At 64.0% G+C, this 25,619-nt stretch carries 24 protein-coding genes and 1 pseudogene; 13 read left to right on the forward strand and 12 right to left on the reverse strand.

The genetic code is table 11. From position 1 onward, the window contains the following. Positions 1 to 37: 37 nt before the first annotated feature. The 5 genes from GV819_RS21760 to GV819_RS21780 all read right to left on the reverse strand — a co-directional run bounded on the left by GV819_RS21760 (position 38) and on the right by GV819_RS21780 (position 6,358). Complete coding sequence (locus tag GV819_RS21760) at positions 38 to 1,861, reverse strand: monovalent cation:proton antiporter-2 (CPA2) family protein (RefSeq protein ID WP_161758109.1); 1,824 nt, start codon at positions 1,859 to 1,861, stop codon at positions 38 to 40. Between the two features lie 148 nt (positions 1,862 to 2,009). Then, entirely contained in the window at positions 2,010 to 2,534 is a 525-nt protein-coding gene (locus GV819_RS21765) for a hypothetical protein (protein WP_161758110.1), read from the reverse strand. A 9-nt stretch (positions 2,535 to 2,543) separates the two neighbouring features. After that, positions 2,544 to 3,554 (reverse strand): M48 family metalloprotease, encoded by a 1,011-nt coding sequence (locus GV819_RS21770; protein WP_161758111.1) that lies wholly within the window; start codon positions 3,552 to 3,554, stop codon positions 2,544 to 2,546. A gap of 125 nt (positions 3,555 to 3,679) precedes the next feature. Continuing rightward, on the reverse strand, positions 3,680 to 5,707 hold the full coding sequence (locus GV819_RS21775) for a M48 family metallopeptidase (protein ID WP_161758112.1): 2,028 nt from the start codon (positions 5,705 to 5,707) through the stop codon (positions 3,680 to 3,682). Positions 5,708 to 5,758: 51 nt separating this feature from the next. Further along, positions 5,759 to 6,358, reverse strand: a complete 600-nt coding sequence (locus GV819_RS21780; RefSeq protein ID WP_161758113.1) for a LemA family protein — start codon at positions 6,356 to 6,358, stop codon at positions 5,759 to 5,761. Between the two features lie 253 nt (positions 6,359 to 6,611). Between GV819_RS21780 and GV819_RS21785 the strand changes: the two genes are divergently transcribed. The 4 genes from GV819_RS21785 to GV819_RS21800 all read left to right on the forward strand — a co-directional run bounded on the left by GV819_RS21785 (position 6,612) and on the right by GV819_RS21800 (position 8,370). Further along, positions 6,612 to 7,043 (forward strand): DUF4265 domain-containing protein, encoded by a 432-nt coding sequence (locus tag GV819_RS21785; protein ID WP_161758114.1) that lies wholly within the window; start codon positions 6,612 to 6,614, stop codon positions 7,041 to 7,043. Positions 7,044 to 7,104: 61 nt separating this feature from the next. After that, positions 7,105 to 7,497 carry an Imm10 family immunity protein gene (locus GV819_RS21790; protein WP_161758115.1) on the forward strand — a complete coding sequence of 131 codons (393 nt, stop codon included), beginning with the start codon at positions 7,105 to 7,107 and terminating at the stop codon, positions 7,495 to 7,497. Between the two features lie 76 nt (positions 7,498 to 7,573). Beyond that, entirely contained in the window at positions 7,574 to 7,912 is a 339-nt protein-coding gene (locus GV819_RS21795; RefSeq protein ID WP_161758116.1) for an FKBP-type peptidyl-prolyl cis-trans isomerase, read from the forward strand. Between the two features lie 35 nt (positions 7,913 to 7,947). Further along, positions 7,948 to 8,370, forward strand: a complete 423-nt coding sequence (locus tag GV819_RS21800; RefSeq protein ID WP_161758117.1) for an NUDIX hydrolase — start codon at positions 7,948 to 7,950, stop codon at positions 8,368 to 8,370. 24 nt (positions 8,371 to 8,394) lie between these two features. On the opposite strand, the gene GV819_RS21805 is transcribed toward GV819_RS21800, so the two are convergent. Further along, a complete protein-coding gene (locus tag GV819_RS21805; protein WP_161758118.1) occupies positions 8,395 to 9,417 on the reverse strand; it encodes a sensor domain-containing diguanylate cyclase in 1,023 nt (340 codons plus the stop codon). A gap of 222 nt (positions 9,418 to 9,639) precedes the next feature. Here GV819_RS21805 and GV819_RS21810 point away from each other — a divergent pair, with 222 nt between their 5' ends. Together GV819_RS21810 and dmeF are read left to right on the forward strand one after the other, a co-directional pair. Then, a complete protein-coding gene (locus GV819_RS21810) occupies positions 9,640 to 9,915 on the forward strand; it encodes a metal/formaldehyde-sensitive transcriptional repressor (RefSeq protein WP_161758119.1) in 276 nt (91 codons plus the stop codon). Between the two features lie 10 nt (positions 9,916 to 9,925). Next, positions 9,926 to 10,870 carry a CDF family Co(II)/Ni(II) efflux transporter DmeF gene (dmeF, locus tag GV819_RS21815; RefSeq protein ID WP_161758120.1) on the forward strand — a complete coding sequence of 315 codons (945 nt, stop codon included), beginning with the start codon at positions 9,926 to 9,928 and terminating at the stop codon, positions 10,868 to 10,870. Positions 10,871 to 10,889: 19 nt separating this feature from the next. Here dmeF and GV819_RS21820 read toward each other — a convergent pair whose 3' ends face one another. Beyond that, entirely contained in the window at positions 10,890 to 11,528 is a 639-nt protein-coding gene (locus GV819_RS21820) for a LysE family translocator (protein WP_178126063.1), read from the reverse strand. A gap of 119 nt (positions 11,529 to 11,647) precedes the next feature. Here GV819_RS21820 and GV819_RS21825 point away from each other — a divergent pair, with 119 nt between their 5' ends. Continuing rightward, on the forward strand, positions 11,648 to 12,592 hold the full coding sequence (locus GV819_RS21825; protein WP_161758122.1) for a LysR substrate-binding domain-containing protein: 945 nt from the start codon (positions 11,648 to 11,650) through the stop codon (positions 12,590 to 12,592). Positions 12,593 to 12,599: 7 nt separating this feature from the next. Here GV819_RS21825 and GV819_RS21830 read toward each other — a convergent pair whose 3' ends face one another. From GV819_RS21830 to GV819_RS21845, 4 genes and pseudogenes are all read right to left on the reverse strand, one after another. Continuing rightward, a complete protein-coding gene (locus GV819_RS21830) occupies positions 12,600 to 13,103 on the reverse strand; it encodes a GNAT family N-acetyltransferase (RefSeq protein WP_161758123.1) in 504 nt (167 codons plus the stop codon). Between the two features lie 104 nt (positions 13,104 to 13,207). Next, the gene (locus GV819_RS21835; protein ID WP_161758124.1) at positions 13,208 to 13,702 is read right to left on the reverse strand and encodes a DUF1543 domain-containing protein; all 495 of its coding nucleotides are present in this window, start codon (positions 13,700 to 13,702) and stop codon (positions 13,208 to 13,210) included. A 73-nt stretch (positions 13,703 to 13,775) separates the two neighbouring features. After that, positions 13,776 to 14,114: pseudogene (locus tag GV819_RS21840) on the reverse strand (antibiotic biosynthesis monooxygenase family protein); the annotation flags it as partial. Beyond that, positions 14,111 to 15,253, reverse strand: a complete 1,143-nt coding sequence (locus GV819_RS21845; RefSeq protein ID WP_161758126.1) for a cytochrome P450 — start codon at positions 15,251 to 15,253, stop codon at positions 14,111 to 14,113. The pseudogene GV819_RS21840 and the gene GV819_RS21845, both read right to left, overlap by 4 nt. An 81-nt stretch (positions 15,254 to 15,334) precedes the next feature. On the opposite strand from GV819_RS21845, the gene GV819_RS21850 reads away from it, so the two are divergent. Next, positions 15,335 to 16,090, forward strand: a complete 756-nt coding sequence (locus GV819_RS21850) for an ArsR/SmtB family transcription factor (protein WP_161758127.1) — start codon at positions 15,335 to 15,337, stop codon at positions 16,088 to 16,090. 73 nt (positions 16,091 to 16,163) lie between these two features. On the opposite strand, the gene GV819_RS21855 is transcribed toward GV819_RS21850, so the two are convergent. Then, a complete protein-coding gene (locus tag GV819_RS21855) occupies positions 16,164 to 19,769 on the reverse strand; it encodes a transporter substrate-binding domain-containing protein (RefSeq protein WP_161758128.1) in 3,606 nt (1,201 codons plus the stop codon). Between the two features lie 338 nt (positions 19,770 to 20,107). On the opposite strand from GV819_RS21855, the gene GV819_RS21860 reads away from it, so the two are divergent. The 5 genes from GV819_RS21860 to GV819_RS21880 all read left to right on the forward strand — a co-directional run bounded on the left by GV819_RS21860 (position 20,108) and on the right by GV819_RS21880 (position 25,543). After that, positions 20,108 to 21,301: an EAL domain-containing response regulator gene (locus GV819_RS21860; protein ID WP_161758129.1), complete on the forward strand. Its 1,194-nt coding sequence runs from the start codon at positions 20,108 to 20,110 to the stop codon at positions 21,299 to 21,301. Positions 21,302 to 21,394: 93 nt separating this feature from the next. After that, positions 21,395 to 21,922, forward strand: coding sequence for an AAA family ATPase (locus GV819_RS21865; protein WP_161758130.1), 528 nt, complete (start codon positions 21,395 to 21,397; stop codon positions 21,920 to 21,922). A gap of 463 nt (positions 21,923 to 22,385) precedes the next feature. Next, positions 22,386 to 23,795, forward strand: a complete 1,410-nt coding sequence (locus tag GV819_RS21870) for a circularly permuted type 2 ATP-grasp protein (RefSeq protein ID WP_161758131.1) — start codon at positions 22,386 to 22,388, stop codon at positions 23,793 to 23,795. 3 nt (positions 23,796 to 23,798) lie between these two features. Then, positions 23,799 to 24,749 carry an alpha-E domain-containing protein gene (locus GV819_RS21875; protein ID WP_161758132.1) on the forward strand — a complete coding sequence of 317 codons (951 nt, stop codon included), beginning with the start codon at positions 23,799 to 23,801 and terminating at the stop codon, positions 24,747 to 24,749. Further along, on the forward strand, positions 24,746 to 25,543 hold the full coding sequence (locus GV819_RS21880; RefSeq protein WP_161758133.1) for a transglutaminase family protein: 798 nt from the start codon (positions 24,746 to 24,748) through the stop codon (positions 25,541 to 25,543). Before GV819_RS21875 ends, GV819_RS21880 begins: the two co-directional genes overlap by 4 nt. The last annotated feature ends 76 nt before the right edge of the window (positions 25,544 to 25,619 follow it).

The raw sequence follows: 25,619 nt of genomic DNA on the forward strand, positions 1-25,619 counted from the left end.
TCAGGCGGCTGACAGAATCTGTCAGTAGGCTGCGACCTCAGCGCATCGGCGGCAACGGGCTCTCGGTCTGTTCATCCAGCTCATCGGCTTCGAACAGCCGGGCCAGTTCGGCGCGGGCTTCCTGGGCGGTCTGCAGGACCTTGGCCGCATCGTCGTACACCGCATGCTGGGCCACCAGCAACTGTTCGTCATGCTGTGTGAAGCGCTGGATGCGCGAGTCGGCCTGGGCCTGGCTGAGCCCCAGGCCGACCAGGGTCCGGCGGCCCATTTCCAGGCTCGAGTAGTAGGTTTCGCGGATCGCCTGGGCGTCCAGGTCCACCAGCCGGTGCACGTGTTGGCGGTTGCGCGCCCGGGCGATGATCTTCAGGTGCGGGTAGAGCTTGCGCACCTGCTCGGCGGTCTTGATGTTGGTCTCCGGGTCATCGGTGGCGATGACGAAGTACTCCGCCTGGCCGACCTTGGCCGCCTTGAGGATCTCCGGGCGCATCGGGTCGCCATAGAACACCGGCATGCCGCCGAAGCTGCGGATCAGCTCGATGGTGTCCACCGAGGTGTCCAGGGCCACGAAGGGGATCTTCTGCGCCCGCAGGATCCGCGCCACGATCTGGCCCATGCGGCCCATCCCGGCAATCACCACCCGTGGGCTGTCGGCGTCGATCTGGCGGTACTCGGGGGGCATTTCCAGCGGCTTGGCCTTGGGCTTGAGCAGCCGCGAGCATGCCAGCAACAGCAGCGGGGTCAGGGCCATGGACAGGGTGATGGTGAGCACCAGCAAGTCATGCAGGCCGGCTTCGAACAGGCCCTGGTCGCGGCCGATCTTGAACACCACGAAGGCGAACTCACCGCCCGCCGCCAGCACCACGCCCAGGCGCAACGCACTCTCGCGATTCAAACTGCCGGCCAGGCGCCCGACCACGTACAGCAGCGGCAGCTTGAGGCCAATCAGCAGCAGGGTCAGCCCCAGCACCGCCACCGGCATGCTGAACAGCAGGCCGATATTGGCGCCCATGCCGACGCTGATGAAGAACAGCCCCAGCAGCAGGCCCTTGAACGGTTCGATCTGCGCTTCCAGTTCATGCCGGTATTCGGAATCTGCCAGCAGCAGCCCGGCGAGGAAGGCCCCCAGGGCCATGGACACCCCGGCCAGGTCCATCAGCCAGGCGGTGCCGATCACCACCAGCAGGGCGGTGGCGGTGGACACTTCCGGCAGCCGGGTCTTGGCCACGATGCGAAACACCGGGCGCAGCAGGTAGCGTCCACCGACCACCACCACCGCGATGCTGCCCAGCACCTGCAGGCCATGGCTCAAATCCTGGGCGGTACTGGTGTCGTGGTTGCCACCGGCGAGCACTGGCACCATGGCGATCAGCGGGATCGCCGCGATGTCCTGGAACAGCAGGATGGCGAAGGCCAGGCGTCCGTGGGGGCTGTTCAGCTCCTTGCGTTCGGCCAGGCTCTGCAAGCCGAAGGCGGTGGACGACAGCGCCAGCCCAAGGCCGAGGACGATGGCGCTGTTGAGGCGCTGACCGAACAGGAACAGGGCCACGGTGCCGATCACCATGCCGGTCAGCAGTACCTGGGCCAGGCCGACGCCGAACACCGCTTTGCGCATGACCCATAGACGCCGGGGCGAGAGCTCCAGGCCGATGATGAACAGCAACAGCACCACCCCCAGCTCGGAGATATGGCTGACGCTTTGCGGGTTGCCGATCAGCCCCAGCACCGACGGGCCGATCAGTACCCCGGCCAGCAGGTAGCCGAGCACGGCCCCCAGTTGCAGGCGCTTGGCCAGGGGCACGATCAGCACCGCGGCGCAGAGAAACACGACGGCGGCTTGTAGCAGGTTGCCTTCATGGGGCATGGGCAGGACTCCAGGTAAAACGCAGTGCGGATTGCTCGATGGCTGATGATAGACAGCCATCGGTGAAGCTTTCACCGCCGGCCAATCGCCGCGGTGCTTAGCGCAATAATAAATGCAGGATAAATCGTGTAGCCGGGTTTACGGTCCTTCAGCGCAGGTCACGCCAAAGGCTGTGGGCCCCCTTGATGCTCGGCGGCAACTGGTTGAACAGGGCAACGGCCTCATCGCCCTGATTGTAGAAAACCACAAAGTCGCCGCTGTCGAAGCCGATCCGAAAACCGCAGAGAAAGGTTCTGCCCAGCTCTTGCCAGTCATCGAACAGACCCTGCACCTGGACAATCATCGCGCCGCGCAGGTGGCTGGCCGCCAAGCGCTGCAGCAGGTCTCGAGCCTCCCACGCGCAGCGCACACCGGCCTCAAGCTCGAATCCTGCGGGCAGGTGCATGGGCATTTGCGCGGCGCCGACGCTTTCCCCGTCAGCGAGCAGGAACAGGCTGACCTGGCTGCCGTCCTGGCCATCGAATTGCAGATCGCCGCACTCATCGGTCAGCACCTGTCCGTTGTACAGGTACTGGGCGTGGGTCAGTGCCTGCAGGCGCTGGCCCCGCAAGCTGGCGGCGGCCCGGAGGTGTTCGGGTTGTGCGGCCGGAGTCGGGCGCTGATCGTCGGGCATGGGGTACTCCTATAGAACGGCAAAGCGTCCATCCCACTGTGGGTCCAGGCGCTGTATGCGCGTGGCCAACGGCGGATGGGTGGCCAGCAGGCGACCCAGGCGGCGCTTCAGCCCCTGGTGGAAGAACATATGGCTGTATTGCGTGGCGCTGAAGACCTCCAGGCGTGAGCCTGCGCTGCAGCCGCCGATCTTTTTCAAGGCGCCGCTGATGCCCAGTGGGGTGCGGGTGAACTGCACCGCCGAGGCATCGGCGAGGAACTCCCGCTGGCGGCAGATCGCCGCCTTGATCAGGTTGCCCAGCAGGGTGCCGAGCGAGCCGAGGATCAGCAGGGCCAGGCCCAGCAACGCGAAGACGATCTGCCAGATGAAGCGATTGCGATCGCTGGACAGGTGCTGCTGCTCGGCCTGGCGCAGCAGCGCCATGCCCGCCAGGCTGAACACCAGTAGCCCGTGGATCACCGACAGCAGTCGGGTATTGAGGCGCATGTCGCCGTTGTGAATGTGGCTGAACTCATGGGCGATCATGCCCTGCAACTCTTCGCGATTGAGGTGGGTGATGGCGCCGCGGGTGACCCCGAGCACTGCATGCTCGGGGTCGAGGCCGGCGGCGAAGGCATTGATCGAGGCGTCCGGCAGCACGTATACCCCGGGCATCACGGAGCCTGAGGCCAGGGCCATTTCCTCGACGATATTCAACAGCCGCTGTTCATCGTGGTCCCTGGGGGCTGCGTTGATCAGGCGCCCGCCGAAGAACTCGGCGATCACCTTGCCGCCGGCCCTGAGCCGCCAGGTCTTGTAGCCACTGCCCAGCAGCACCACCAGCAACATGAGCAGCGCCACGACCGTGACTATGGTCCAGCTGAGCTCCTTGGGCTGGCTGGATTCATGGAGCAGCTCGCGCAACAGCAGGCCGATGCCCAGGCTGCTGACGCTGATCAGGCAGCTTACGGCCAGGGCCATCAGCAGCAGTAATTTGAGGGTGCGATGCTTGGCGCGGGCCTGGTGCTGGAAAAACTTCATGCAGGTTTCCGAGGTTAGAGCGAATTGTCGGGAGCGGTGTCATGGGGCAGGTTTACTGAAAAGAACACCTTGGATGGGGTGTGAATCACGGCGCTGGCCGAAGAGCCCAGTGAGCCGTGGTGTCGTCAACGTTCGACGGCAGCGCTGTTGCGGATGGTCGCGTCCTTGTGCTGGGGCACCGAATCGCCGCCAAGCAGCGGAGGCATCGGGCAGTCCAGCAGGTCAGCGACCGCGCGCATCAACTCCGCCTCGGCCACCGTGACGTGGCCGTCATAGGTGATGCACCGGGCCATTGTACTGAGCAGGGTGTGACGCTCTTGCGGGAGTAACTGGCGCAGAAGAGCAATGGCGCTGTCCAGCTGTTCGAGAGTTCCCTCGACGGCCGCTGGTTGCGCAAAGGGCAGCCCGCTCCAGGCGTGATTCCTCGCGCTGGCGCTTTGTTGCGGGGTTGAATGGCCCGCGTTCGCCAGGGCGCTCAGCAGGACCGCCACTTCGTTACTGCGCTGGGCCAGGGTGTACTTGGCGTAGGTGGCGGGCTGGCTGCGGATGTTGCGTTCGATGATGCGCAGCAGCGTCCATTCCATCAACTCTACCTGCTGGTCCGCATTCACCAACTGATTGAGGTTATCGATGAAATCTCGAGCGCTGGTTATAGGCAGTTGCTTGAGTGCGGCAAGGCTCAAGTCGATCAACGGCAGGCGCAGGTCCGGGCTCAAGGCGCGCAACAGGCTCTGCAAGGCCTGCAGGTGCTTGAAGGTGCGGGTTTCGAGGTTGTTGCGTAACAGTTCGAGCTGACGGGCAAGTACCTGGGCATCGGACGACAGCAGCAGGCCATAGATCAGTGCTTGTGCCTGGTCACTGTTACGGGCGCTGCCGAGAAGCAGCTTTGGCAGTCGTCGCAGAATGCTTCGGGCCTGTTGCAGGTGACCCTCCTGCGGTGCTCCGATGCTGTCGATCGAGTGCCGGATGGTGCCCAGGTCAAACCGCGCTTCGACACTTACAGGGGCCTCTGAACTGGGTGTGAACAGCTCGAGTGCGCGGGTGGGCATGCCGCCGGGCTTTGCTGCTGTCAGGGCTGTTTCTGAGGCTGGTTCATACCGGCCACCGAAACCTGCGGGCTGGGGTGAGGACGGGGTCAGTTGCGGTGCAACGGAGCTGAACTGGCCATCCCACTCAGACTCAAGGCGGCGGATACGCTCAGGCAGCGGAGGGTGGGTGGCAAACAGGCCAAATAATGAAAACCCACCACTGTTGCCAAAAAACATGTGGCGGTATTGCGCCGCATTGTCCGCGCTGATGTGCGAACCGACCGCGCTTTCGGCAATTTTTTTCAGTGCATTGGCAATGCCTTTGGGGTTGCGAGTGAACTGTACGGCGGATGCGTCGGCGAGGAACTCTCGCTGGCGACTGACCGCCGACTGGATCAGCCAGCCAAACAAAGTGCCAATCGAGCCGAGGACTACCAGTACCACCCCGAGAAACATCAGGATCATTGCCAGGCCAAAGGAGAAGCGGCTGTTGCCCTTGATCTTGGTCAGCGCATACAAGAACCCGACGCCCAGAATGCTCAGCATCATGATGCCGAAAACAGCGGAGACCAATCGGGTATTCAGTCGCATGTCGCCGTTGTGGATGTGGCTGAACTCGTGAGCGATCACCCCTTGCAACTCGTCGCGATTGAGCGCCTGCAAGGCGCCCCTGGTGACACCGATGGCCGCATCCTGAGGCGTCAGGCCCGCTGCGAAGGCGTTGATGCCCTCTTCTGGTAGCACATAGATCGCCGGTGCCGCACAACCCGAAGCCAAGGCGATTTCCTCGACGATGTTCAGCAGGCGATGCTCCTGGGCATCCATTTGCGTGGTGTCGATGGCCAAGCCACCGAGTTCCTGCGCGACCACTTGTCCGCCGGCACTGAGTTTCAGGCTTTCCCACAGGCTACCGAGCACTATCACCAGCAGGGTGATACCGGCCACGATCAGCATCAGTTCCCAATCCAGTGCCGCAGACGCTCCTGCAGTGCCATGGGAATCTTTCATGAGCAGGCCCGCGCCCAGACCGGCCAAGGAAACCAGGCCAGTGATCGCCAATGTCATCAGCAGCACCAGGGTGCTGGTACGGCGCTTGGCGCGCTCCTGGTGTTGAAAGAAATTCATGCTGCCTTCCATGGACGCTGGACAGTGGAGGGGCTGGGCCAGCCCCGGCCATTAAGTGAAGGATACGACTGGGGCGTCCTGGGTCGCGGCGCTGTTGGCGAACTGCAGCAGGGTGGCGTCGCTGCTGTGGCCGAACCATTTGACCAGCATCAGCGCTGGAAAACTCTGCTTGTAGGAGTTGTAGGCGGTCACTGCATCGTTGAAGGCCTGGCGGGCGAAGGACACTTTATTTTCAGTGCTGGTGATCTCTTCCGTCAGTTGGATCATGGCGTGCGAGGCTTTGAGATCAGGGTAGGCCTCGACGATGACCTTCATCCGTTCCATGGCGCTGGCCAGTACGCCTTCGGCCTCGCCCAATTGTGCGATGGTCCGAGCGTTGCCTGGCTGTGCAACAGCGGCTTGCAAGCTGACCTGGGCCGAGTTGCGGGCATTGATCACGGCTTCGAGAGTGTCTCGCTCATGCTTGAGGTAACCCCGGGCGGTTTCCACCAGGTTGGGGATGAGGTCGTAGCGGCGTTGCAGCTGGACTTCGATTTGCGCAAACGCATTCTGGAAGGCGTTTCGCAGCCTGACCAATGTGTTGTAGATACCGATGATGAATAGCACCAGCAGGGCGATAACAACCAGGGTAATGATGTCGGGGGTTGTCACGGGATGTCCTTATCAGCCGGTTTGAGAGGGCGGCAATGGTAACTGAATATCCTCAGGCATCAACCCGCGTGGCCAGCGTTGTTGCCACTCTTGCGCTGCCGGCTTGCTCCAGCCGCGTCGATCAACTCCCTGGGGCTGCGGTCAGGCGACAGTGGAGGATTGCCAAATCCCGGCAATTCTGCGAAAAAGCGCTCCGCGTTGCGCGGCCCGAATCGTGGCCGGGAACAGGTTTTTGCAGCTCCAGGGACAGGTAATGGACAAGATCATACTCAGGTTGTCGGTCGTCGACGACTACCCGCCGGCAGCCACTGAAGGGGTCTGGGCCGAGCGCCAGCCTTCGGGTTTCTACCGTATCGCCAATATTCCGTTCTACTCCCAGGACGTCTGCCTGGACGACGAAGTAGAGGTGCGAGTCGAGGCTGACGGTCTGAAGTGGTTTCAGCAGGTCGGCATAAGCAGTGGCAATAGCACTTTGCGCCTGGTGTTCATGACCTCGGAGGACCAGCGGGTGCCCGAGGTGCTGGAGCGGATCAACGCTCTGGGGTGCAGTTGGGAAGGGTTCAGCTCACGCTTCTACTCGGTGAATGTGCCCGCCACGGTGCTGCTCGACAGCGTGCTGGAGTACTTGCAGGAACGCTTCGAGCAGGGCTGGCTGGACTACGAGTCCGGGCTGCTGCGGCAGTGACGGCGCTAGCCGCCAGGCGAGCGTTCCCGGGCGCAATGGGCCATAACAGGAGTAAGCCTTGATGAGTTGGACCTTTGATGCAACGACCTACAGCGCCTATGTCGAGGACGAGGTGCGGTTCTTCGGGTTGGCCGATGACCCGGCCGAGCCCGAGCACTACCTGCTGTTGCAGCGCGCCGAAGCCTTTGATGAGCAGGACCGGGCGCTGGGTATGGCGACCTACTACGTTGAATTGGCTGGGCCAGGTGCGGCCGGCTACGGCGGTATTGAACGGGTGCAGCTGGCAGAGGGGCAATTGACCCTGCATTTTTCGCCGGCGCTGTCCTGGTGCCAGGCCCTGCCCAGCCTGCAGGTGCGCTGGAATGCCGAACTGGCGACTCTCGCGCAGGTTGAGATGGCACTTGAGGGGATCTTCATCGACACGGACACCCTGATCCAGACGCCGAGCCGATGATTGCCAAATACCGGCAATTCTGCGAAAAAGCGCCCCGCAGTCCCGAGACGGGGCGATGCTTGAGCGAGAGTGAATGATGAGCGACGAGTTACAGGTGATCGATATCCAGTTGGGCGAGGGCAAGGCGGTGGTCAAGGGCGCCCTGATCACCACCCAGTACCGGGGTTTCCTGGAGGACGGCACAAGCTTCGATTCCTCCTACGATCGCGGCAAGCCGTTCCAGTGCGTGATCGGCAGCGGGCGGGTGATCAAGGGTTGGGACCAGGGCCTGATGGGCATGCAGGTTGGCGGCAAGCGCAAGCTGCTGGTGCCGGCGCACCTGGGTTATGGCGAGCGCTGCGTGGGCGCAATCCCGCCTAATTCCAACCTGACGTTCGAGATCGAGTTGCTCGAAGTCCTGACCCGCGACGACTGAGGCAGCCCCCGTAGTGACTTTGAAAAGGCAAACCGATGTTGGCCAATAAAGCGTGCCCGGTGGTTCTGCGTCGCCAGGGCGCACTGGAAATCCTCGCGTTCCGACACCCCTTGGCGGGGCTGCAACTGGTCAAGGGCACACTGGAGCCAGGCGAGGCTACGTCTGTCGCGGCTGTCCGTGAACTGGCGGAGGAGGCGGGCATCCAGGGGCAGGCGCTCCGCCCACTGGGGATCTGGCAGTGCGCGGTGAGCGGCCAGGTCTGGGCCTTCCATGAGTGTTCCGTGGCCGCCGCGCTGCCGCAGGCCTGGAGTCATTTCTGCGAGGATGACGGAGGGCACGAGTTCCGGTTTTTCTGGCATCCCCTGGCCTGTGAACCCTCGGATCAATGGCACCCGTTGTTTCAGGGCGCCCTGGCCTTTTTGCGCGAGCGGCTGCTCGCAGCGGCCAGTGACACCTGAGTCCGGCTCAGGCTGGCCAGGGCCTTATTGCCCCAATCGGTACTGGTTGTTGCCACTGCGCTTGGCCTCATACATCGCCAGGTCGGCAACGTGCAGCAGTTGGTCCATGTGCCCGGCGTGATCGGGAAACATCGCCACGCCCAGGCTGCTGCCGATGCTGTGCCGGTGGCTGTCGACCTCCACCGGCGGTGATAGCAGGCTGAAAATCTGCTCGCCGATGCGCCGGGCCTCCTCCGCCAGGTCGAGCCCTGGGGCCAGGCCCTCGAGAATCACCACGAATTCATCGCCGCCAATGCGCGCCACCGTGTCGCTGGCCCGCAGGATGCCTTGCAGGCGCTGGGCGGTGGCACTGAGTACGCGGTCTCCGGCGGCATGGCCGAACTGATCGTTGATCGCCTTGAAGCCATTCAGGTCGACGAACACCAGGGCCACCCGGGTCTGTTCGTGACGCGCCTGTTCCAGGGCCCGGGACAGGCGCTGCTCGAGCATCAAGCGGTTGGGCAGGCCGGTCAGCGGGTCGAAATGCGCCAGTTGCTGCAGGTGGTGGGTGGAGACCTTTTCATCGGTGATGTCACGCACCACGCCCATCATCTTCAGGGTGGTGCCATGCACATTCTTCACCACGTTGCCGGTTTCCCGCAGCCAGTGGATGCTGCCGTCGGGCCACACCACGCGGTATTCCTCATCATGGTTTTCGCCGGTTTCCAGGCAGCGCAACTCGCCAGCGCGGATCCGCGCCCGATCCTCCGGGTGCACGCAGGAACAGAAGAGCTCGTAGGACGGCAGCACTTCGCCGACCTTGAACCCGAACATGCCGTAGATCGCTTCCGACCAGTACAGGCGCTGGGTGTCGACCTCCCAATCCCAGGTGCCGATTTGCGCGAAGTACTGGCTGCGCTTGAAGCGCTCGGCGTCGTCGGGCAAGCCTTCGGCGAGTTCTCGATAGACCTTCAGCAACGCCTGGGCACGGCGTTCGCGGCGCAGCAGCCACAACGCCAGTGCGGCCAGCAGCAAGGTCAGGCAGAGCAGGGACCAGACAGCAATCATAGGATTCTGGACAACATGGAAAGAGAGGGGATGAGCGCGGATGGCCCTTGGCTATGTTAATCCACGACGTGGGCCGGGCAGCAGTTTTTTCTGCAGCGCGGTGTTGCTCATCGACGGTGCGAGTGGCAGCCCCGTTCGTGGGATTTTTTGTTCGCCGGGTGGCTTGCGCAGGATGGGCCACGGGAGCATGATGCTTCGCACATAGGTATAGGGGGTATGGGTATGTCGCACACGCACGCACAGAAGGATGAACTGCTCAAGCGGGTCCGGCGCATTCTCGGCCAGGTCCAGGCCGTGGAGCGGGCGCTGGAGACCGGTGCCGACTGTGGCAAGACCCTGCATCTGGTGGCGGCTACCCGTGGCGCCATCAGCGGGCTGATGGGCGAGATCATTGAAGCCCATGCCCTGGAACACGTGGCCAACCCCGAGCTCAGCGACGCCGAGCGGGCCCAGGGCGTTGACGAGTTGCTGCAAGCCATTCGCCGTTATTCCAAGTAGGAGCATCCCGATGAATCTGTCTCAGCGCGCTGCCCACTTGGCCCACGACCACCAGTTTCTCGGGGCCGACCACGATGACAATGCCCGGCGCACCCTGTGGGTGGTGGTGTTGACGGTGGTGATGATGACGGTGGAAATCGTCGCCGGTTATCTCACCGGTTCCATGGCCCTGCTGGCTGATGGGTTGCACATGGCCACCCACGCCGGGGCCCTGGGCATCGCCGCGGCGGCCTATGGTTTTGCTCGGCGCAATGCCGGCAATACACGCTTCAGTTTCGGTACCGGCAAGGTTGGCGACCTGGCGGGTTTCGCCTCGGCGATCATCCTCGGCCTGGTGGCCCTGGGAATTGCCGGTGAATCCCTGGTGCGACTGCTGCAACCGACCCGCGTGGCCTTTGGCGAGGCCACGCTGATCGCCGTGGTGGGGCTGCTGGTGAATATCCTCAGCGCCTGGCTGCTGGGCGGCGGTCACGGGCATCACGCCCACGCCCATGGGCATCCTCATGATCACGAGCATCACGAGCATCATCAGGCGCACGGTGACAACAACCTGCGTTCGGCCTATGTGCATGTGCTGGCCGATGCCCTGACTTCAGTGCTGGCCATCGCCGCGTTGCTCGCCGGGCGCTATCTGGGCTGGGTCTGGCTCGACCCGGTGATGGGCATCGTCGGCGCGCTGGTGATCGCTCGTTGGTCCTATGCGCTGATCAAGTCCAGTGCCGCAGTGCTGCTGGACGCCAGTGACGAGCGGGTCGCGGCGCAGATCCGCGCTTCGGTGGAAGGACCGGGGGACGCCAGCATCGTCGACCTGCATGTGTGGCAAGTAGGGCCTGACGCGCGTGCGGCGATTGTCAGCGTGGTGGCCCAGGCTTCCCTCAGCGTCGAGGCGCTGCGTGGGCGCCTGGCAGTGCTGCCCGGTTTGTCACACCTGACTCTGGAACTGCGCAGCGTTTGAACGCTGCCGGCCGGGCGCTTCACATGGCGCCCGGGCGGCACAGTTCAAGCACCGAGTAGGTCATCCCCACCAGCGCCACCGCCAGCAGTACCAGGCTTGAAACTGTGGTCACCAGGCGTTTGTACTTCAGCGAGAAACCCTGGCGAGCCACCAGGATATAAGCCCCCAGTACGGCAAAGTCGATCAGGACCCAGACCAGCGTCAGCAGCAGCGCGCTGTGCTGCAGGGAGCGGCTGACCTGGATGAACTGGGGAAAGAACGAGACAAAGAAGATGATGTCTTTGGGGTTGCCGATTCCCACCAGGAACCCAGTCAGCAGCCCTTGGCCACGACGTCGTTCAGCTCCTGCGACAGGTTCCCCGGTTGCAGTGCCCAACACCTCCCGCAACCCTTGCAGCGCCAGCCAGGCAATGAAGCCGCAGCCCAGCAGGCTCACCCAACTGATCAGCCTCGGGTCCAGCGCCAGGCCGCTGGTCAGCATCAGCACCGCCAGCAATGCCAGCAGCAATGACGCCGCATTGGTGCCCAGGGCGGTCAACAGGGCCTGGCGTGGTCCGGCGTTCATGCTGGTGTTGACGATCAGCGCCACCACCGGCCCGGGGGTCGCCACCAGCATCAGCACACTGAGCATGTAGACCAACAATAACGACAGATTCAACTCCACGTAAAAACTCCTCGGCAATGGCACAAGGGGCCAGCTTGGGGGCTTTTAGCCGCGTTGAAAAACGTAAAAAGCTGTGACCTACTATGAGTATTAATCACAGTGAGTGCTTGTCGATGGTTGAGTCACTGCCACCGCTTTATGCCTTGCGGGCCTTCGAAGTGGCCGCCCGTTCCAGCTCCTTCACCCGGGCCGCCGAGGAGCTGTCCCTGACCCAAAGCGCCATCAGCCGGCATATCCGTACCCTGGAAAGCCAGTTCGGTTGCCGCCTGTTCGAGCGCCACGGGCCGCGCCTGGTGCTGACTGACGCTGGGCAGCGCCTGGCCCGTGAACTCAAGGCCGGTTTCCGGATCATCGAGGATGCTTGTCTGCCGCTGCGCAGCGGCAGCGCTCAGTTGCGCCTGAAAGCACCTTCGACCCTGACCATGCGCTGGCTGCTGCGGGCCCTGGAAAAACTCAAGAGCGACAGCCCGGAGCTGGCGGTACAACTGGCCAGTGTGTGGATGGATTTCGACCACGTGGACTTCTACGCCGAGCCCTACGATTGCGCGATTCTCCTGGGCAACGGTCACTTCGGCACCGGGGTCGAAGCCTGCAAGCTGTTCGATGAGTGGCTGATCCCGATTGGCCCGGCCGAAGCGGCGGACGCGCTGCCTTGGTCCCTGGAACGGCTCAGGGATGCGCCGCTGATCCACCCCTCGGCGGATCGTCGGGATTGGCGCCGCTGGCTGCAGGCCCACGGGGCGTTGGACCGGGTGCGGCTGGATCGGGGCACGGTCTTCGACACCCTGGACCAGGCAATCTCCGCAGCCGTGGCTGGGCATGGCCTGTCCATTGGCGACCTGCACCTGGTGGCCGAGGACATTCGCCGTGGCCAGGTCGGCTTGCCGTTCCCCAGCGCGGTAGCTTCAGGGGACGGCTATTACCTGGTATGGCTGCGGGACAGCCCGCGCCAGGAGCGCCTGGTCCGGCTGCGGGCATTTCTGTTGAGCCAGGTAACACCGATCGACGACCTCGACCTCGACTATCTTCAGGCCGGTGCCCCGGCGACACCGGCCTGAGTGGCGCTCAGGGGCGCAGCATGACCCAGTCGCGATGCAGGTCGGCGCCACAGTGAAAGGTGGTTTCACCGACGATGGCAAAGCCATTGCGCTGATAGAAACGGATGGCCCGGGCATTGGCTTCGTTGACTGTCAGGCGCAGCGGCCCGGGCTGTTGCGCCAGGGTATGGCTCAGCAGGTACTGGGCAGCGCCACTGCCATGGTGTTCGGCGTCCAGGTAGCAGCGGGTCAGTTCGGCGATGCCGTCCGCGGCGCTTACCCCGAGCGCTTCGGGCTGTTGGCTGATCAGGCTGTAGCCGATGACCTGCGGCCCCTGCAACAGCACCCGCAGTTGCTTGTCGGGTTGCTGCAGCAGTGCGGCAAAATGTTCCGGTAACAGGTGCTCTTCAATAAATGCCTCGATTTCCTTCGCCGGGGTATCTGGCGGGCAGGCGAGGGCGAAGGTCTGGCGGGCGATCTGGCTCAGGCGCTGGCTGTCCGCGGGTTGTGCTGGGCGAACCTGCAAAGGCATCGATTTCTCTCCTTGAACGATCATTGGCTTGGGCTCGCCGAGCATACCGTTAACTTCCGGGCGCTGGCGTGCCGGCGAAGGGGCCGGCAGCCGGGTGCTAACGCTCAGCCCAGGATGATGTAGTCGTTGTGCTGGACGATGCCGTTGTGCGGCCCTGGCACGAGGTGCACATAACGCCCTTGCAACAGATCGACCGGCAGGCAGTCGTCGACATCCAGCAACGCATCGGTGTGGGACTTGTGCCAGTGGGCGAGCATCTGCTGCTTGCCCTTGGCCTTGGCTTCGAGCTTGTCCCGGGCCACTACCAGCAGGTAGCTGTGGGCCTCGCCGAAGGTCGCCGTCTCGTAGCCGCCCAGGTTCAGGAAATACAGGCGTGGAGCACCTGGGGCCGGGGCCAGGTTGCTCAGTTCGACTTTGTAGTCCTCGACCCCGTCGACCTTCATCCAGGAGTCGATATGCAGGCCTGTCGGGCTGCCGAACCAGCCGTCACGCAGTTGCGGATGGGCCGCTTCAAGGCTCTCGGCGACCACGAACTGGACATCGTGGACTTCGATTTTCGCTCTGGGGTGTTTTCCTCCCAGCATCACCACGAACAACATGCTTGTTCCTTTTTTCGATAGGGGGTTGCGCAGCTGGCTGCAGGGTGCACGTTTTACCGCAAGCGTGGTGCTGATGCACTTGCTGGCTGTCCAGCGGCGCTTGCTGGCGCGCCTGCAAGCCGTAGTCGCGCAGCACGCTGGCGACTCGCAGGCGGTAGTCGGCGAACAGCGAGTCGCGCCCCAGGGCTTGGGCCTGGCGGTGGCATTCCAGATTGCGCCACTGGGCCACCGCCTGCTCATCGCGCCAGAACGACAGGGACAGCAGTTTGTCCGGCTGGTTGAGGCTCTGGAAGCGCTCGATGGAGATGAAACCATCGATTTCACCGAGGCGCTCCCTCAGCTCGGCCGCCAGCGCCAGGTAGCGTTCGCGGTGCGCCGGGTGCGGTATCAGTTCAAAGATCAGCGCAATCATGGCCGGGCCTGCGCGCTGTCGCTGAACCGCGGGATGCGGCCGTTGACCGAGGCCTGGTACTGCCAGTCCAGTGACAGGCTGCTCAGGTCCGTTGACTGCAGCAAGCCGTGCAGCAGCGTCTGGACGATGTTCAGTGCCAGCTCGCGGCCGGGGCACTGGTGCGCCCCGGCGCCGAAACTGAAACCCTGGCGCGCTGGGTCGGTGCCAGTGACCGCGGCAATTGCCGGGTCATGATTGGCCGCTGCCAGCAGCACCAGCACCGCATCGCCAGCTTGCAGCGATACACCGTTGAGGGTGCAGTCCTGGATGACGAAGCGCCGAGTGTTTTGTACGGGCGGGTCCAGGCGCTGCTTTTCCAGCAGCCAGCCGCTGAGCTGGCTCGGGTCGTGCCGCAGGCGCTGGCACAAGGCCGGGTTGGCCAGGAGGGTGACCAGGCTGTTGCCGATGAGCCCGGCGCAGGCGTCATGGGTCTGCGCCAGCAGGCCCACCAGGTTGGCCCGCAGATCCTGTTGGTCGAGGTCGCCGCGCTGCTGCAGGATCGCCCGCAGCAATGGGCTGGGTTGCGGCGCGTCGAGCAGTGCCTGCATCTGCTGGCTGAGGTCGTGGGCCGCCAAATCGGCCGTATGTAAATGGGCTTGATCGCTCAGGGGCGAGAAGCAGGCGACGAACTCGCCGGTCCGCCGGGCCAGGTCCTCTCGTTGCTCGGCAGGCACCCCGAGCAAGGCCGCCACCAGCGCCACCGGCAGGCGCAATTGCCAGCGCTGCAGGTCGGCGGCGTCAACCGGCGCCGTAAGGGCCGGTTGCCACTGGTACAGGTAGGGTTGCAGATCGCAATCGGTCAGGGCTTGCAGGGCTGGCTCCAGGGTGGCCCGTGGGCAGCTGTGGCGCGGGCCGTCGTTCATCCGCAGCAGACGGCCGAACAGCGCACCGGCGGGGCTGCCGGCGATGGCTTTGGGTACTGCTTCATGGGGCGGCCGCACGTGGCAGGCGGGGTGGTTGAGCACTGCGGCCACGGCCGCCGCGCTGCTGGCGACCCACAGCCCAAGCCGGGATTCGTAGGTCAGGCCACCCCGGGCACGCAGGCGGGCGTAGTAGAAGTCGTATGGGTCGAAATGGGTAGCAGCGCTGATCGGGTCCATGATTTATCTCTTTGTTCGGCAGATATCCAGGTTGCTACTATCCTGATCATTTCGAAGGCATGATTCGTCAGGGAGCGAAATATGAATGCAGTGCAAAACGACCTGGGGGTCTCCCAGGTAGCGGCCGCCATCGCCGAGCCGGCGCGTACCCGGATGCTCTGTGCGCTGATGGATGGCCACGCGCGTACCAGCACCGAGCTGGCAGCCATCGCCGAGGTCAGTGCCTCTACCGCCAGTGCCCATCTGGCCAAGCTCAAGGAGGCGGGATTGTTGCGGGTCCAGGTGCAAGGGCGGCACCGTTATTACTGCCTCGGTGATCCGCTGGTGGCCCAGGCACTGGAGGCGTTGATGGTGATCGGCCAGGGCAGTGCCCGCACGTTTGTCCCGCGCACCCCGGATCGCCTGCAATTCGCCCGCACCTGCTACGACCACCTGGCAGGCACCCTGGGGGTGCAGTTGCACGACCGGATGTTCGAGGCCGGCTGGTTGTTGGCGGCCGAGGAGGGTGAGGCCTACCGGGTCAGTGACAGCGGTATCGAGTTCTTCCGTGGTCTGGGTATCGAAGTCGCCGAGCTCAGTGTCTTGCGCCGACGCTTTGCCTGCCCATGCCTGGATTGGAGCATGCGTCGCCCGCACCTGGGAGGCGCCTTGGGGGCGGCGTTGTTGCGCACCCTGCTGGAGCGCAAATGGCTGACCCAGGACCTGGACAGCCGAGCCCTGACCCTGACGGCGACGGGTGGCCGCTATATCAGCAAGCGCTTCGGCATGGCCTTGATCCAGCCGTCCAGGCCGTTGTCGGCTTCGGCCCATCTCGAACTGCAGAGCCTGGGCAACTGAGGCCCAAGGTGACTTGCGGCGCCCGGTCTTCGACCGCTGTGCGGCCGGGCGGGGCACATGCCTGGGCTGTGGCTCAGTCGTCGACGATGGACTCCAGCAAGTCATGGTCGAGCCTGACCATGGCCTGTTCCAGCCGCGTCAGTACCGCCTTGATCCGAGGGGCGTCCGCGCCCTCGCGACAGGCCTTTTCCAGGTAATCGCACTCCTCGATCAGCACCTGGGCCTTGATGATCCGCGCGGCACCGCAAATGCGGTGAGCCAGGTCGGCCACCCCCTGGATGCTGTCACTGGCCAGGTGTTCGCGGATCTGTTTCAGGTCCTGCTGGTTACTCTGATGCAAGCCCTTGAGCACCCGCTGGATGGTCTTGGGGTCGCCGCCGGTAAGATGGTCCAGTTGCTGGATGTCATAGCGCTCGCTGCTGGCCGGGAGCGGTCCCCGTGGCAGGGCAGGCAACTGGCGCAGGCGGCGGTCGAGTTCCTGCAGGGCGATGGGCTTGAAGATGCAGCCATTCATGCCGGCGTCCTGGCAGCGTTGTTCCTCTTCGGGTTGGACATTGGCGGTAAAGCCGAAAATCTGCATCGGGGGGCGTCCCTGGGATTGCTCGGCGGCGCGGATCTGTCGGGTCAGTTCGTAGCCGTTCATCTGTGGCATGTTGCAGTCGGTGATCACTACGTCGAAGGTTTCCCGCTGCCAGACCTTGAGCGCCTCGACACCGTTGCGCGCCTGGCTCATCGAATAGTCGAGGAACCGCAACTGCTCGCAGAGCAGTTGGCGATTGGCCTGGCTGTCGTCCACCACCAGAATGTGCAGGGGCGACCGGGCGTTGACGGGCAGCACGAGCTGCGGTGCGCTTGGCGGGGTCTCCAGTAATGGCGCGAGGCGCCTCAGCTGCAGCTGTACCCGAGCCAGGGTGCCCTGGCCAGGCTCGCTCTTCAGGCTTAGCTGGCCGCCCATCATTTCACACAGGGTGCGACAGATCACCAGCCCCAGGCCGGTGCCCGAGCGCGCGTTCTGATGTTGCCCGGGCACCTGGCTGAAGGGTTGGAACAGGCGTTGCTGGTCGTCGTGCTCGATGCCGATGCCGCTGTCCTTGACGGTCAGCAGCAAGGGCAGAAGCTCTGGGTCGTCATGCTCGGCCAGCACACGGATCTGCACCCCGCCGTGGTCCGTGAACTTGATCGCATTGCTGACCAGGTTCGACAAGATCTGTTTGAAGCGCAGCGGGTCTACCAGCACATCGCCGTTGGCGCTGCTGTCCAGGTCCAGGTCCAGGCGCAGGCCTTTCTGCCGCGCCAGGCCATCGAATACGCGAAACACCGACTCCACCAGGTCCCGCAGGTTGGCGCGCTCGGGGCTCAGGCTCAAGCGCCCGCTCTCGATCCGGGCGATGTCGAGGATGTCCCCGATCAGCTCCAGCAAGCCCAGGGCCGAGCTGTAGGCGACTTCGATCGAGGGCCGGTCGAGCTGGCCCTGGTCGGCGCGCATGAGGGCCAGTTCGAGCATGCCGATCACTGCGCTCATGGGGGTGCGGATTTCATGACTCATGGTGGCCAGGAAGATGGTCTTGGCACGATTGGCCTTGTCGGCATCGTTCTTGGCCTGGGTGACTTCCTCCAGTAGTTGCTGGCGTTCGCTGATGTCCAGCCAACCGCCGATGATGCCGAGGATTTCGCCCTGGACATTTCGATAGGGCAGCATCCAGTGGTAGATCTGCAGGCGCTGGCCGCGGATATGCACTTCGCGGTCGATCAGCAAGGGTTGGCCGCTGGCGAGGATGGCCTGGAAGTCTTCGGCGAACTGCATGGCCTCAGGCACCGCCAGTTGCTCGAAGCGGGTGCCGAGCATGCTTTGGCGATCGATGCCCAGGGTCTTGAGGTAGCTGTCGTTGCAGATCACCAGGCGCCGCTCCAGGTCGCGCACGTAGATCGGGTTCGGTGTGCCGTTGATCAGTGCATCCATGAAGCGCATCTGGTCGTTGAGGGCTTGCTCGGCGCGCTCGCGCTGGCTGACCTGGCGCCGCATGGCATAGCCCCAGGCCAGGGCGATCAGCAGCAACAGCGCCGAGCCGGCGGCGGCCAGGTACAGGGTAGTGCGGTAGTCACGCCAGGAGGGCGGGGCGATCGCCGCCTTGGAGCGCCAGCGGTTGTTGAGCTCGGTGATGGCGTCAGGGGCAATGCTGCGCAGGGATTTGTCGATGATGCTGAACAGCTCCAACTGATCGCGACGGATGCCGAAGGACTCGTTGAGCAGGGGCAGGTTGAGCGCCGAATTGACCTTGAGCTGGTCTTCCTTGATTCGCGGCAGGTTGTAGCTGACGGAGATCTCCGCCTGCACGGCGCCGTCACCCTTGCGCTCGCGCAGCAGGGTCATGGCTTCGAAGTTGGTCTGCACTTCAGCAATCTTGATCTGCGGGTAGCGCTGGCGCAGCAGCGGCAGCAGGGCGTGGCCGCTGCCAATCAGCAGGGTCTTGCCGGCCATGTCCTCCAGGGTTTTCGGCGCTTCGGGTTCGTTGCGAGTGATCAGCATGTATGGCCCCACGAGGTAGGGGCGGGTGAAGTGCAGATAGGCTTCGCGGTCATGATTGCGAGCCAGGTCGGCAACCATTTGCACCCGACCCTCGTGCGCCGCATCGCTGAGGTCCTCGAGGCTGGGCTGGGAGTCGATTTCGAAGGTCAGGCCGGTCTTGGTCTCCAGCATCGCCAGCAGGTCGGCGGTGATCCCCAGGTAATTGCCATCGGTGTCGAAATAGGACAGCGGCGGCAGGTAGCGGTGGATGCCGATGCGCACCACCGGGTTCTTTTCGATCCAGCGTTGCTCATCGGCGCTGAGGTTGGTTTTGTCCAGGCTCAGTAGCAGGCGGTCACCCCAACGATTGCGGATGCTGATGTCCTGTTCTTTATGGATGGCCTGCAAGGCGCTATCGAGCAAGTGTTGCAGTCGTTGATTGTCCGGGTTCACCGCGAAGGTGAACCCCGAGGCACTGGCCAGGCCGCTGTAGATGATCCGCAGATAGTCGCTGTAGTTGCGGGAGATCAGAAACTGCGCCGAGACCGCATCGCTGAGCAGCACATCGGCCTCGCCGAAAGCCACGGCGGCCATCGCTGCATCGGCCGTGGCGAAACTCTCGATCCGTGCCTTGGGGTACATGGCCTGGGCGACCTGGGAGGTGAGGGCATCCTCGGAGATGGCCAGGCTGCGGCCCTCGAGGCCGTTCTTCAACGGCGGCGAATCCCCCAGGCGGGCCACCAGGGTCGGGCGGTTGATGATGTAGCTCTGACTCTGCAGCAGATGATGCTGTTGCGCTTCGCTGGAGGTGACACTGCCCATTAAGTCGATTTCACCCCGGGCCAGGGCGGCGAAGACCTGCTCGCGGGTGTCATAGGCGCGGATGCTGATCTTCACCCCCAGGGAGTCTGCCAGCAGGCCGATGTAGTCGGCGGTGAGGCCTTCGTACTCATTGGCCTCGTTGACCATTTCCAGCGGCGGCAGGTTGTGCTGCGAGGTGCCCAGCACCAGCTCGCGCTTGCTGCGCAGCCATTGCCAGTCGTCGTTGGTCAGCGTCAGTTCATGGTGATGGGGAGATTCATAGTTGAGCAGTTGCAAGGGGGTCGCGGTATCGCCCAAGGCCGGGAGGCATGCCAGCCACATCAATGTGGGCAGCAGGAAAAGACGAGGCATCGGGGCTCCTGATCGAATAACGGCACAAGGATGAATCGAGGGGGCAACAGGGCTGGCCGCATAAGCCGCCGTACAAGGTTGAGCCGCCAATGCTGGAGGTAAATATAGATCAAGGGCGTGGGCAAAAGTGGCTTATTTTTCCGGGCCGCAATGCCTCGGGCAAGCGCCCTGAGGCTGACGGACCGAAGGTCAGGTCGGTGCCTTGACCTGCTTCAGGTTAGCGATACGCTTGTTTTTATCCGCCCCCTCGCAATGGTTGTGCCGATGGCCGCCACTGGCGGCATGGCCACCGCCCATTGGGTGCATATCGGCAGTCGCCGCTCATCCTGGAGCCGCGCTTGAAGACCCTGAAGATACTGGTTCTGGAAGACCATCCGGTGCCGCAGATGCTGGCCCTGGAGCAGTTGCGGCGCCTGGGTGTGGTCGAGCCGCTGGCCGCCTCCGACGGGGTCAGTGCCCTGAGCCTGCTGCGCGAGCACGGTGGCGCGGACATCGTGCTCTGTGACCTGCAGATGCCCGGGATGGACGGCCTGGAGTTCCTGCGCCTGGCCAGTGCCGAGCGGCTGGTGCGGGCGGTGATTCTCTACAGCGTGATCGAGCCCGATCTGCGTCGCGCGGTCCTGCAGATGATCAGCCTGCTGGGGCTGATCGTCCTCGGGGATGTGGGCAAGCCGGCGCAGTTGACGGCCTTGCGCGAGATGCTCGATCGCTACCAGCAGCGCCATCAGCAGGTGCTCCCGGCGGCGCCCCGGCATTTCGCCAGGGCCAGTCGTGAAGAACTGCTGCGCGGCGTCGAGCAGGGTCAGTTCGTGCCTTACTACCAGCCCAAGTTCGACCTGCTGCAGGCCACCTGCAGTGGCGCCGAGGTATTGATGCGCTGGTGCCATCCGGAGCGTGGGGTCCTGGCCCCGGCGGTGTTTCTCGACGAGCTGGACGCAGCGGGCCTGCTGGATCAGGTATTCCTCCAGCAGCTTGAGCAGGGCATGGCCCTGCAACGGCGCTTGCTCGACCTTGGAGAGAAACTGGAGCTGGCCTTCAACCTGTTGCCCCGGCAATTGGCGTGCAGCGACATCGTCGGGCACATCCGCCGGGCCAGCCAACGGCACCAGGTTCCGCCACGGCTGCTGACGTTCGAAATCACCGAGGTCGGCCTGGTACAAGCCCCCGCCATCAGCCTGGAAAACCTGGTGCGCCTGCGCATGATGGATTGCAACCTGGCCATCGACGACTTCGGCGCCGGATATTCCTCCTTGCAACGCCTGTGCGAGTTGCCCTTCAACCAGATCAAGCTCGACGCTCACTTCGTCCGTGAACTGATGCACCAGCCGCGTTGCCGAGCGGTGGTCGGCGCCTCCCTGGCCCTGGCCCGCAACCTGGAAATGTGCCTGGTGGTAGAAGGCGTGGAAACCCAGTCGGAACGCCGCCTGCTGCTGGAAATGGGCTGCGAGCTGGCCCAGGGTTACTGGTACGCCCGCCCGATGCCGGAAGCTGCACTGTTGTCCTGGCCGCGTGCGGCCCCGGCGGCGTCCTAGGCATTGGCACTGCCTGGACAAGGCTGACAAGTGCTGGACGCGGGGCGTGATTGTGTCGAAGCTGGACGCCCATCGACCCAGGCAGGGACTTGCATGCTCATCGTTCTCAGCGGATTGCCAGGCACCGGCAAAACCACCATCGCCCGTACCCTGGTCCCGCACCTGGGGGCTACTTATCTGCGCATCGACAGTATCGAGCAGGGACTGCGCGACGGCGGGTTGGCCGAGGTCGGCAAGGCCGGCTACCAGATTGCCCTGCAATTGGCCGAGGCCAACCTGGCACTGGGCAACCGGGTGCTGGCCGATTGCGTCAATCCCGTGGCCGAAAGCCGTGAGGCCTGGCAGGCCCTGGCGCGCAAGCTGGGGGTGGGGTTGCTGGAGGTCGAGGTGGTCTGTTCCGACCGCGAAGAACATCGGCGCCGGGTCGAGACCCGACAGTTGGATGTACCGGGGCTGCAGGCGCCCAGTTGGCAGTCGGTGCTCGAGCATGACTACCAGCCCTGGGCGCGGCCGCCCTTGCGCCTCGACAGCGCACGCCTGTCACCGCAGCAAGCGACGCAACAGATCCTCGCGCGATTGCCGGCAGAGTCTTTTCGACAGCGCCCTGAACCTGGCGCCTGAACCGCAATGGTGCGCCCCCGGCCAGGGATCGGCCGCCGTCGAGCGAGGCCGAAGGCAACCGGTGATGGGGCGCTGGGTAGAAAACTCCCGATAACGGGGCAAAAAGCCCAAGGGCGTGGTTTTGTGCACCGATTCTGCCCGCACCCGCCGGACGCGCAATGCTCCGGCAGCCTGGATACCCGCTCCAAGCCCGCATCTTTTGTCCTTGTCGTGTCACTTTGCTGAATCAAATTGTCGCTAAACGGTCATTTCTGCCGCGAACTGCTGCGCTGGTGGCGCGTCGTGCATTTGCGGCATAGCGATTGCTATCGCTCTAGCAGGGGGCGGCACGGGCCGTCCCGGCTCACGCGCTCAGGAGGTGCTCAGAGACACCGGGATCGATGATCCCCACCAAGGTTAAAGCCGGGTTCCGTACACACAGGGTTCAAATAAAAAGCCGTTGACCGCACGGCAAGGAGTGGCTATGTCCCGCGCTTGTTTCGATGAAATGTATGCTGCCAGCGGCGCCTGCCGACCTCACTACGAAGCGTTCGCCCGTTGGCTGGCGGACACCCCCCTGGAGCTGCTGGACCAGCGCCGGCGCGAAGCCGACCTGTTGTTCCACCGCGCCGGCATCACCTTCACCCTGTATGGCGACGAGCAGGGCACCGAACGCCTGATTCCCTTCGACATCATTCCCCGCAGTATCAAGGCCAGCGAGTGGCGCACAGTGGAGCGCGGTTGCATCCAGCGGGTGCAGGCGCTGAACCTGTTTCTCGCCGACATCTATCACGACCGGCGAATTCTCAAGGAAGGCATCATCCCCGCCGAGCAGGTGCTGGCCAACGAGGGCTACCAGGTGGCCATGCAGGGCCTGGACTTGCACCGGGGCATTTATGCCCACATCGCCGGGGTCGACCTGGTACGCGATGGCGACGGCCGTTACTACGTGCTCGAAGACAACCTGCGCACCCCCAGCGGCGTCAGCTACATGCTCGAAGACCGCAAGATGATGATGCGCCTGTTTCCCGAGCTGTTTGCCGCCCAGCGGGTGGCGCCCATCGACCATTACCCGAATCTGTTGCTGGACACCCTGAAGAGCTCCAGCCCGCTGGATAACCCGACGGTGGTAGTGCTGACCCCGGGACGTTTCAACAGCGCCTATTTCGAACATGCGTTCCTCGCCCGGGAGATGGGCGTGGAGCTGGTGGAAGGCGCCGACCTGTTCGTCCGTGATGACCGGGTGTTCATGCGCACCACGGCCGGGGCCCAGGCGGTGGACGTGATTTATCGACGCCTGGACGATGCCTTCCTCGATCCGCTGTCGTTCAACCCCGACTCCATGCTTGGCGTACCGGGGCTGATCGCTGCCTACCGCTGCGGCAACGTGGTACTGGCCAATGCGGTGGGCACCGGGGTTGCCGACGACAAGTCGATCTATCCCTATGTGGACGAGATGATCCGCTTCTACCTGAGCGAGGAGCCGATCCTCAATAACGTACCGACCTGGCAGTGTCGCAAGCCTGCCGAACTGTCCCATGTGCTGGCCAACCTGCCGGACCTGGTGGTCAAGGAAACCCAAGGCTCCGGTGGCTACGGCATGCTGGTGGGGCCGGCGGCCACCGCGGCGGAGATCGAGGAGTTCCGCGCCCGCCTCAAGGCCCGCCCCGAGGCCTATATCGCCCAACCGACGCTGTCGCTGTCCACGTGCCCGACCTTTGTCGAAAGCGGCATCGCGCCACGGCATATCGACTTGCGGCCGTTCGTGCTGTCTGGCCGAGAAACCCGCCTGGTGCCCGGCGGTCTGACCCGCGTGGCCCTGCGTGAAGGCTCGCTGGTGGTGAACTCATCCCAGGGCGGCGGCACCAAAGACACCTGGGTAGTGGAGGACTGAACCATGCTCTCAAGAACCGCTGCGGACCTGTACTGGATGTCCCGTTACCTGGAGCGCGCCGAGAACCTGGCGCGCATGCTCGAAGTCAGTTATTCGCTGTCGCTGATGCCCCAGGCCGGGCGCGGTGATGGCCATGCCGAGCTGGCCATGTCGCTGCTGGCGGCCGGTACCCTGGATGACTACAACCAGCGCTACGGTGAACTCAATACCGAGCGCATGCTGCATTTCTTCGCTCTCGACGACACCAACCCGGGGAGCATCTACTGCTGCCTGAGAGCGGCCCGCAGCAACGCCCATGCGGTGCGCGGACGGATCACCGCGGACATGTGGGAGAACATCAACGCCACTTGGCTGGAAATGCGCAACATTGCCAGGAACGGCCTGGGGCGCTATGGCATCAGCCAGTTCTGCGAGTGGGTCAAGGAGCGCTCGCACCTGTTCCGGGGTGCCACCGCTGGCACCATCATGCGCAACGACGCCTATCGCTTCATCCGCCTGGGGACCTTTATCGAGCGTGCTGACAACACCCTGCGCCTGCTGGATGCGCGCTATGAAATGTTCGGCGAGGAGTCCGAGGAAGTCAGCGACGACTCGGCCCGCGGCTACTACCAGTGGAGCGCCTTGCTCCGCGCGTTGTCGTCCTTCGAGGCGTTCAACGAGATCTACCGCAATGCACCGGGGGCCGAGCAGGTTTCCGAGATGCTGCTGTTGCGCGCCGACGTGCCGCGGTCGCTGCACGCCTGTGTCGAGGAACTGGACCAGATCCTCGCCAGCCTGCCGGGGGACAATGGCCGTGCCGCCCAGCGCCTGGCCGCCGAACTGAATGCACGCCTGCGCTACACCGGGATCAACGAGATTCTCGACTCCGGGTTGCACCTGTGGTTGACCGATTGCATTGGCCAGATCCGCCACCTGGGGCAGACCGTGCACGAATCCTATCTGGAGGTGGTATGAAACTGTCCATCCGTCACGACACGACCTATAGCTATGCCGACGAAGTCTGCACCAGCATCCAGTTCCTGCGCCTGACCCCGCAGAACAGCCTGCGTCAGCAGATCCTTGAATGGCACCTGGAGCTGCCGCGCCGAGTGCGTGCGCAGCGCGACCCCTACGGCAACATCCTCCACGTCATGACCCTCGACGAGCCCCACGGCGCCATTGTCCTCACGGCCTTTGGCCAAGTGCAGATCGATACCCGCCGCGAGGTGGAGGGCGATAGCCTGTCGCCACTGCCGTTCCTGCGCTGCAGCCGGCTGAGCCAGGCGGACTCGGCATTGAGCGATTTTGCCCGGCGCCACTGCGGCGAACGCCGAGACCGCGCCGCGTTGATCGACCTGATGCAGGCCCTGGCCGAGCGCATGCCCTACAGCCCAGGCGCCACCGGGGTCGGCAGTACGGCTGCCGAGGCCTTTGCCGGTGGTGCCGGGGTCTGCCAGGACCACACCCATGCCTTCCTGGCTTGCGCGCGCAGCCTGGGAATCCCCGCGCGCTACGTTTCCGGCTACCTGTGTACCGAGGATGAAAGCCACCTGGCCAGCCACGCCTGGGCCGAAGCCTGGCTCGACGATGGCTGGTACAGCTTCGACGTGACCAACCGCCTGGCCCGGCCCGAACGCCATTTGAAACTGGCGGTGGGCCTGGACTACCTGGATGCCTGCCCGGTGCGCGGCATGCGCCGCGGTGGCGGGGCCGAGCAGATGCAGGCGCGGGTGCAAGTGGCGTCGATGGTCCAGGTCCAGCATCAATAAGCGTTGCGCCAGCCGGGCCGAGGTTAGCCCCGGCCCCTGCACTGTTTGCGCTATGGGGCCGGCGTCAGAGTCATAG

The organism is Pseudomonas sp. Fl5BN2 (assembly GCF_009908205.1).
Classification (GTDB): Bacteria; Pseudomonadota; Gammaproteobacteria; order Pseudomonadales; family Pseudomonadaceae; genus Aquipseudomonas.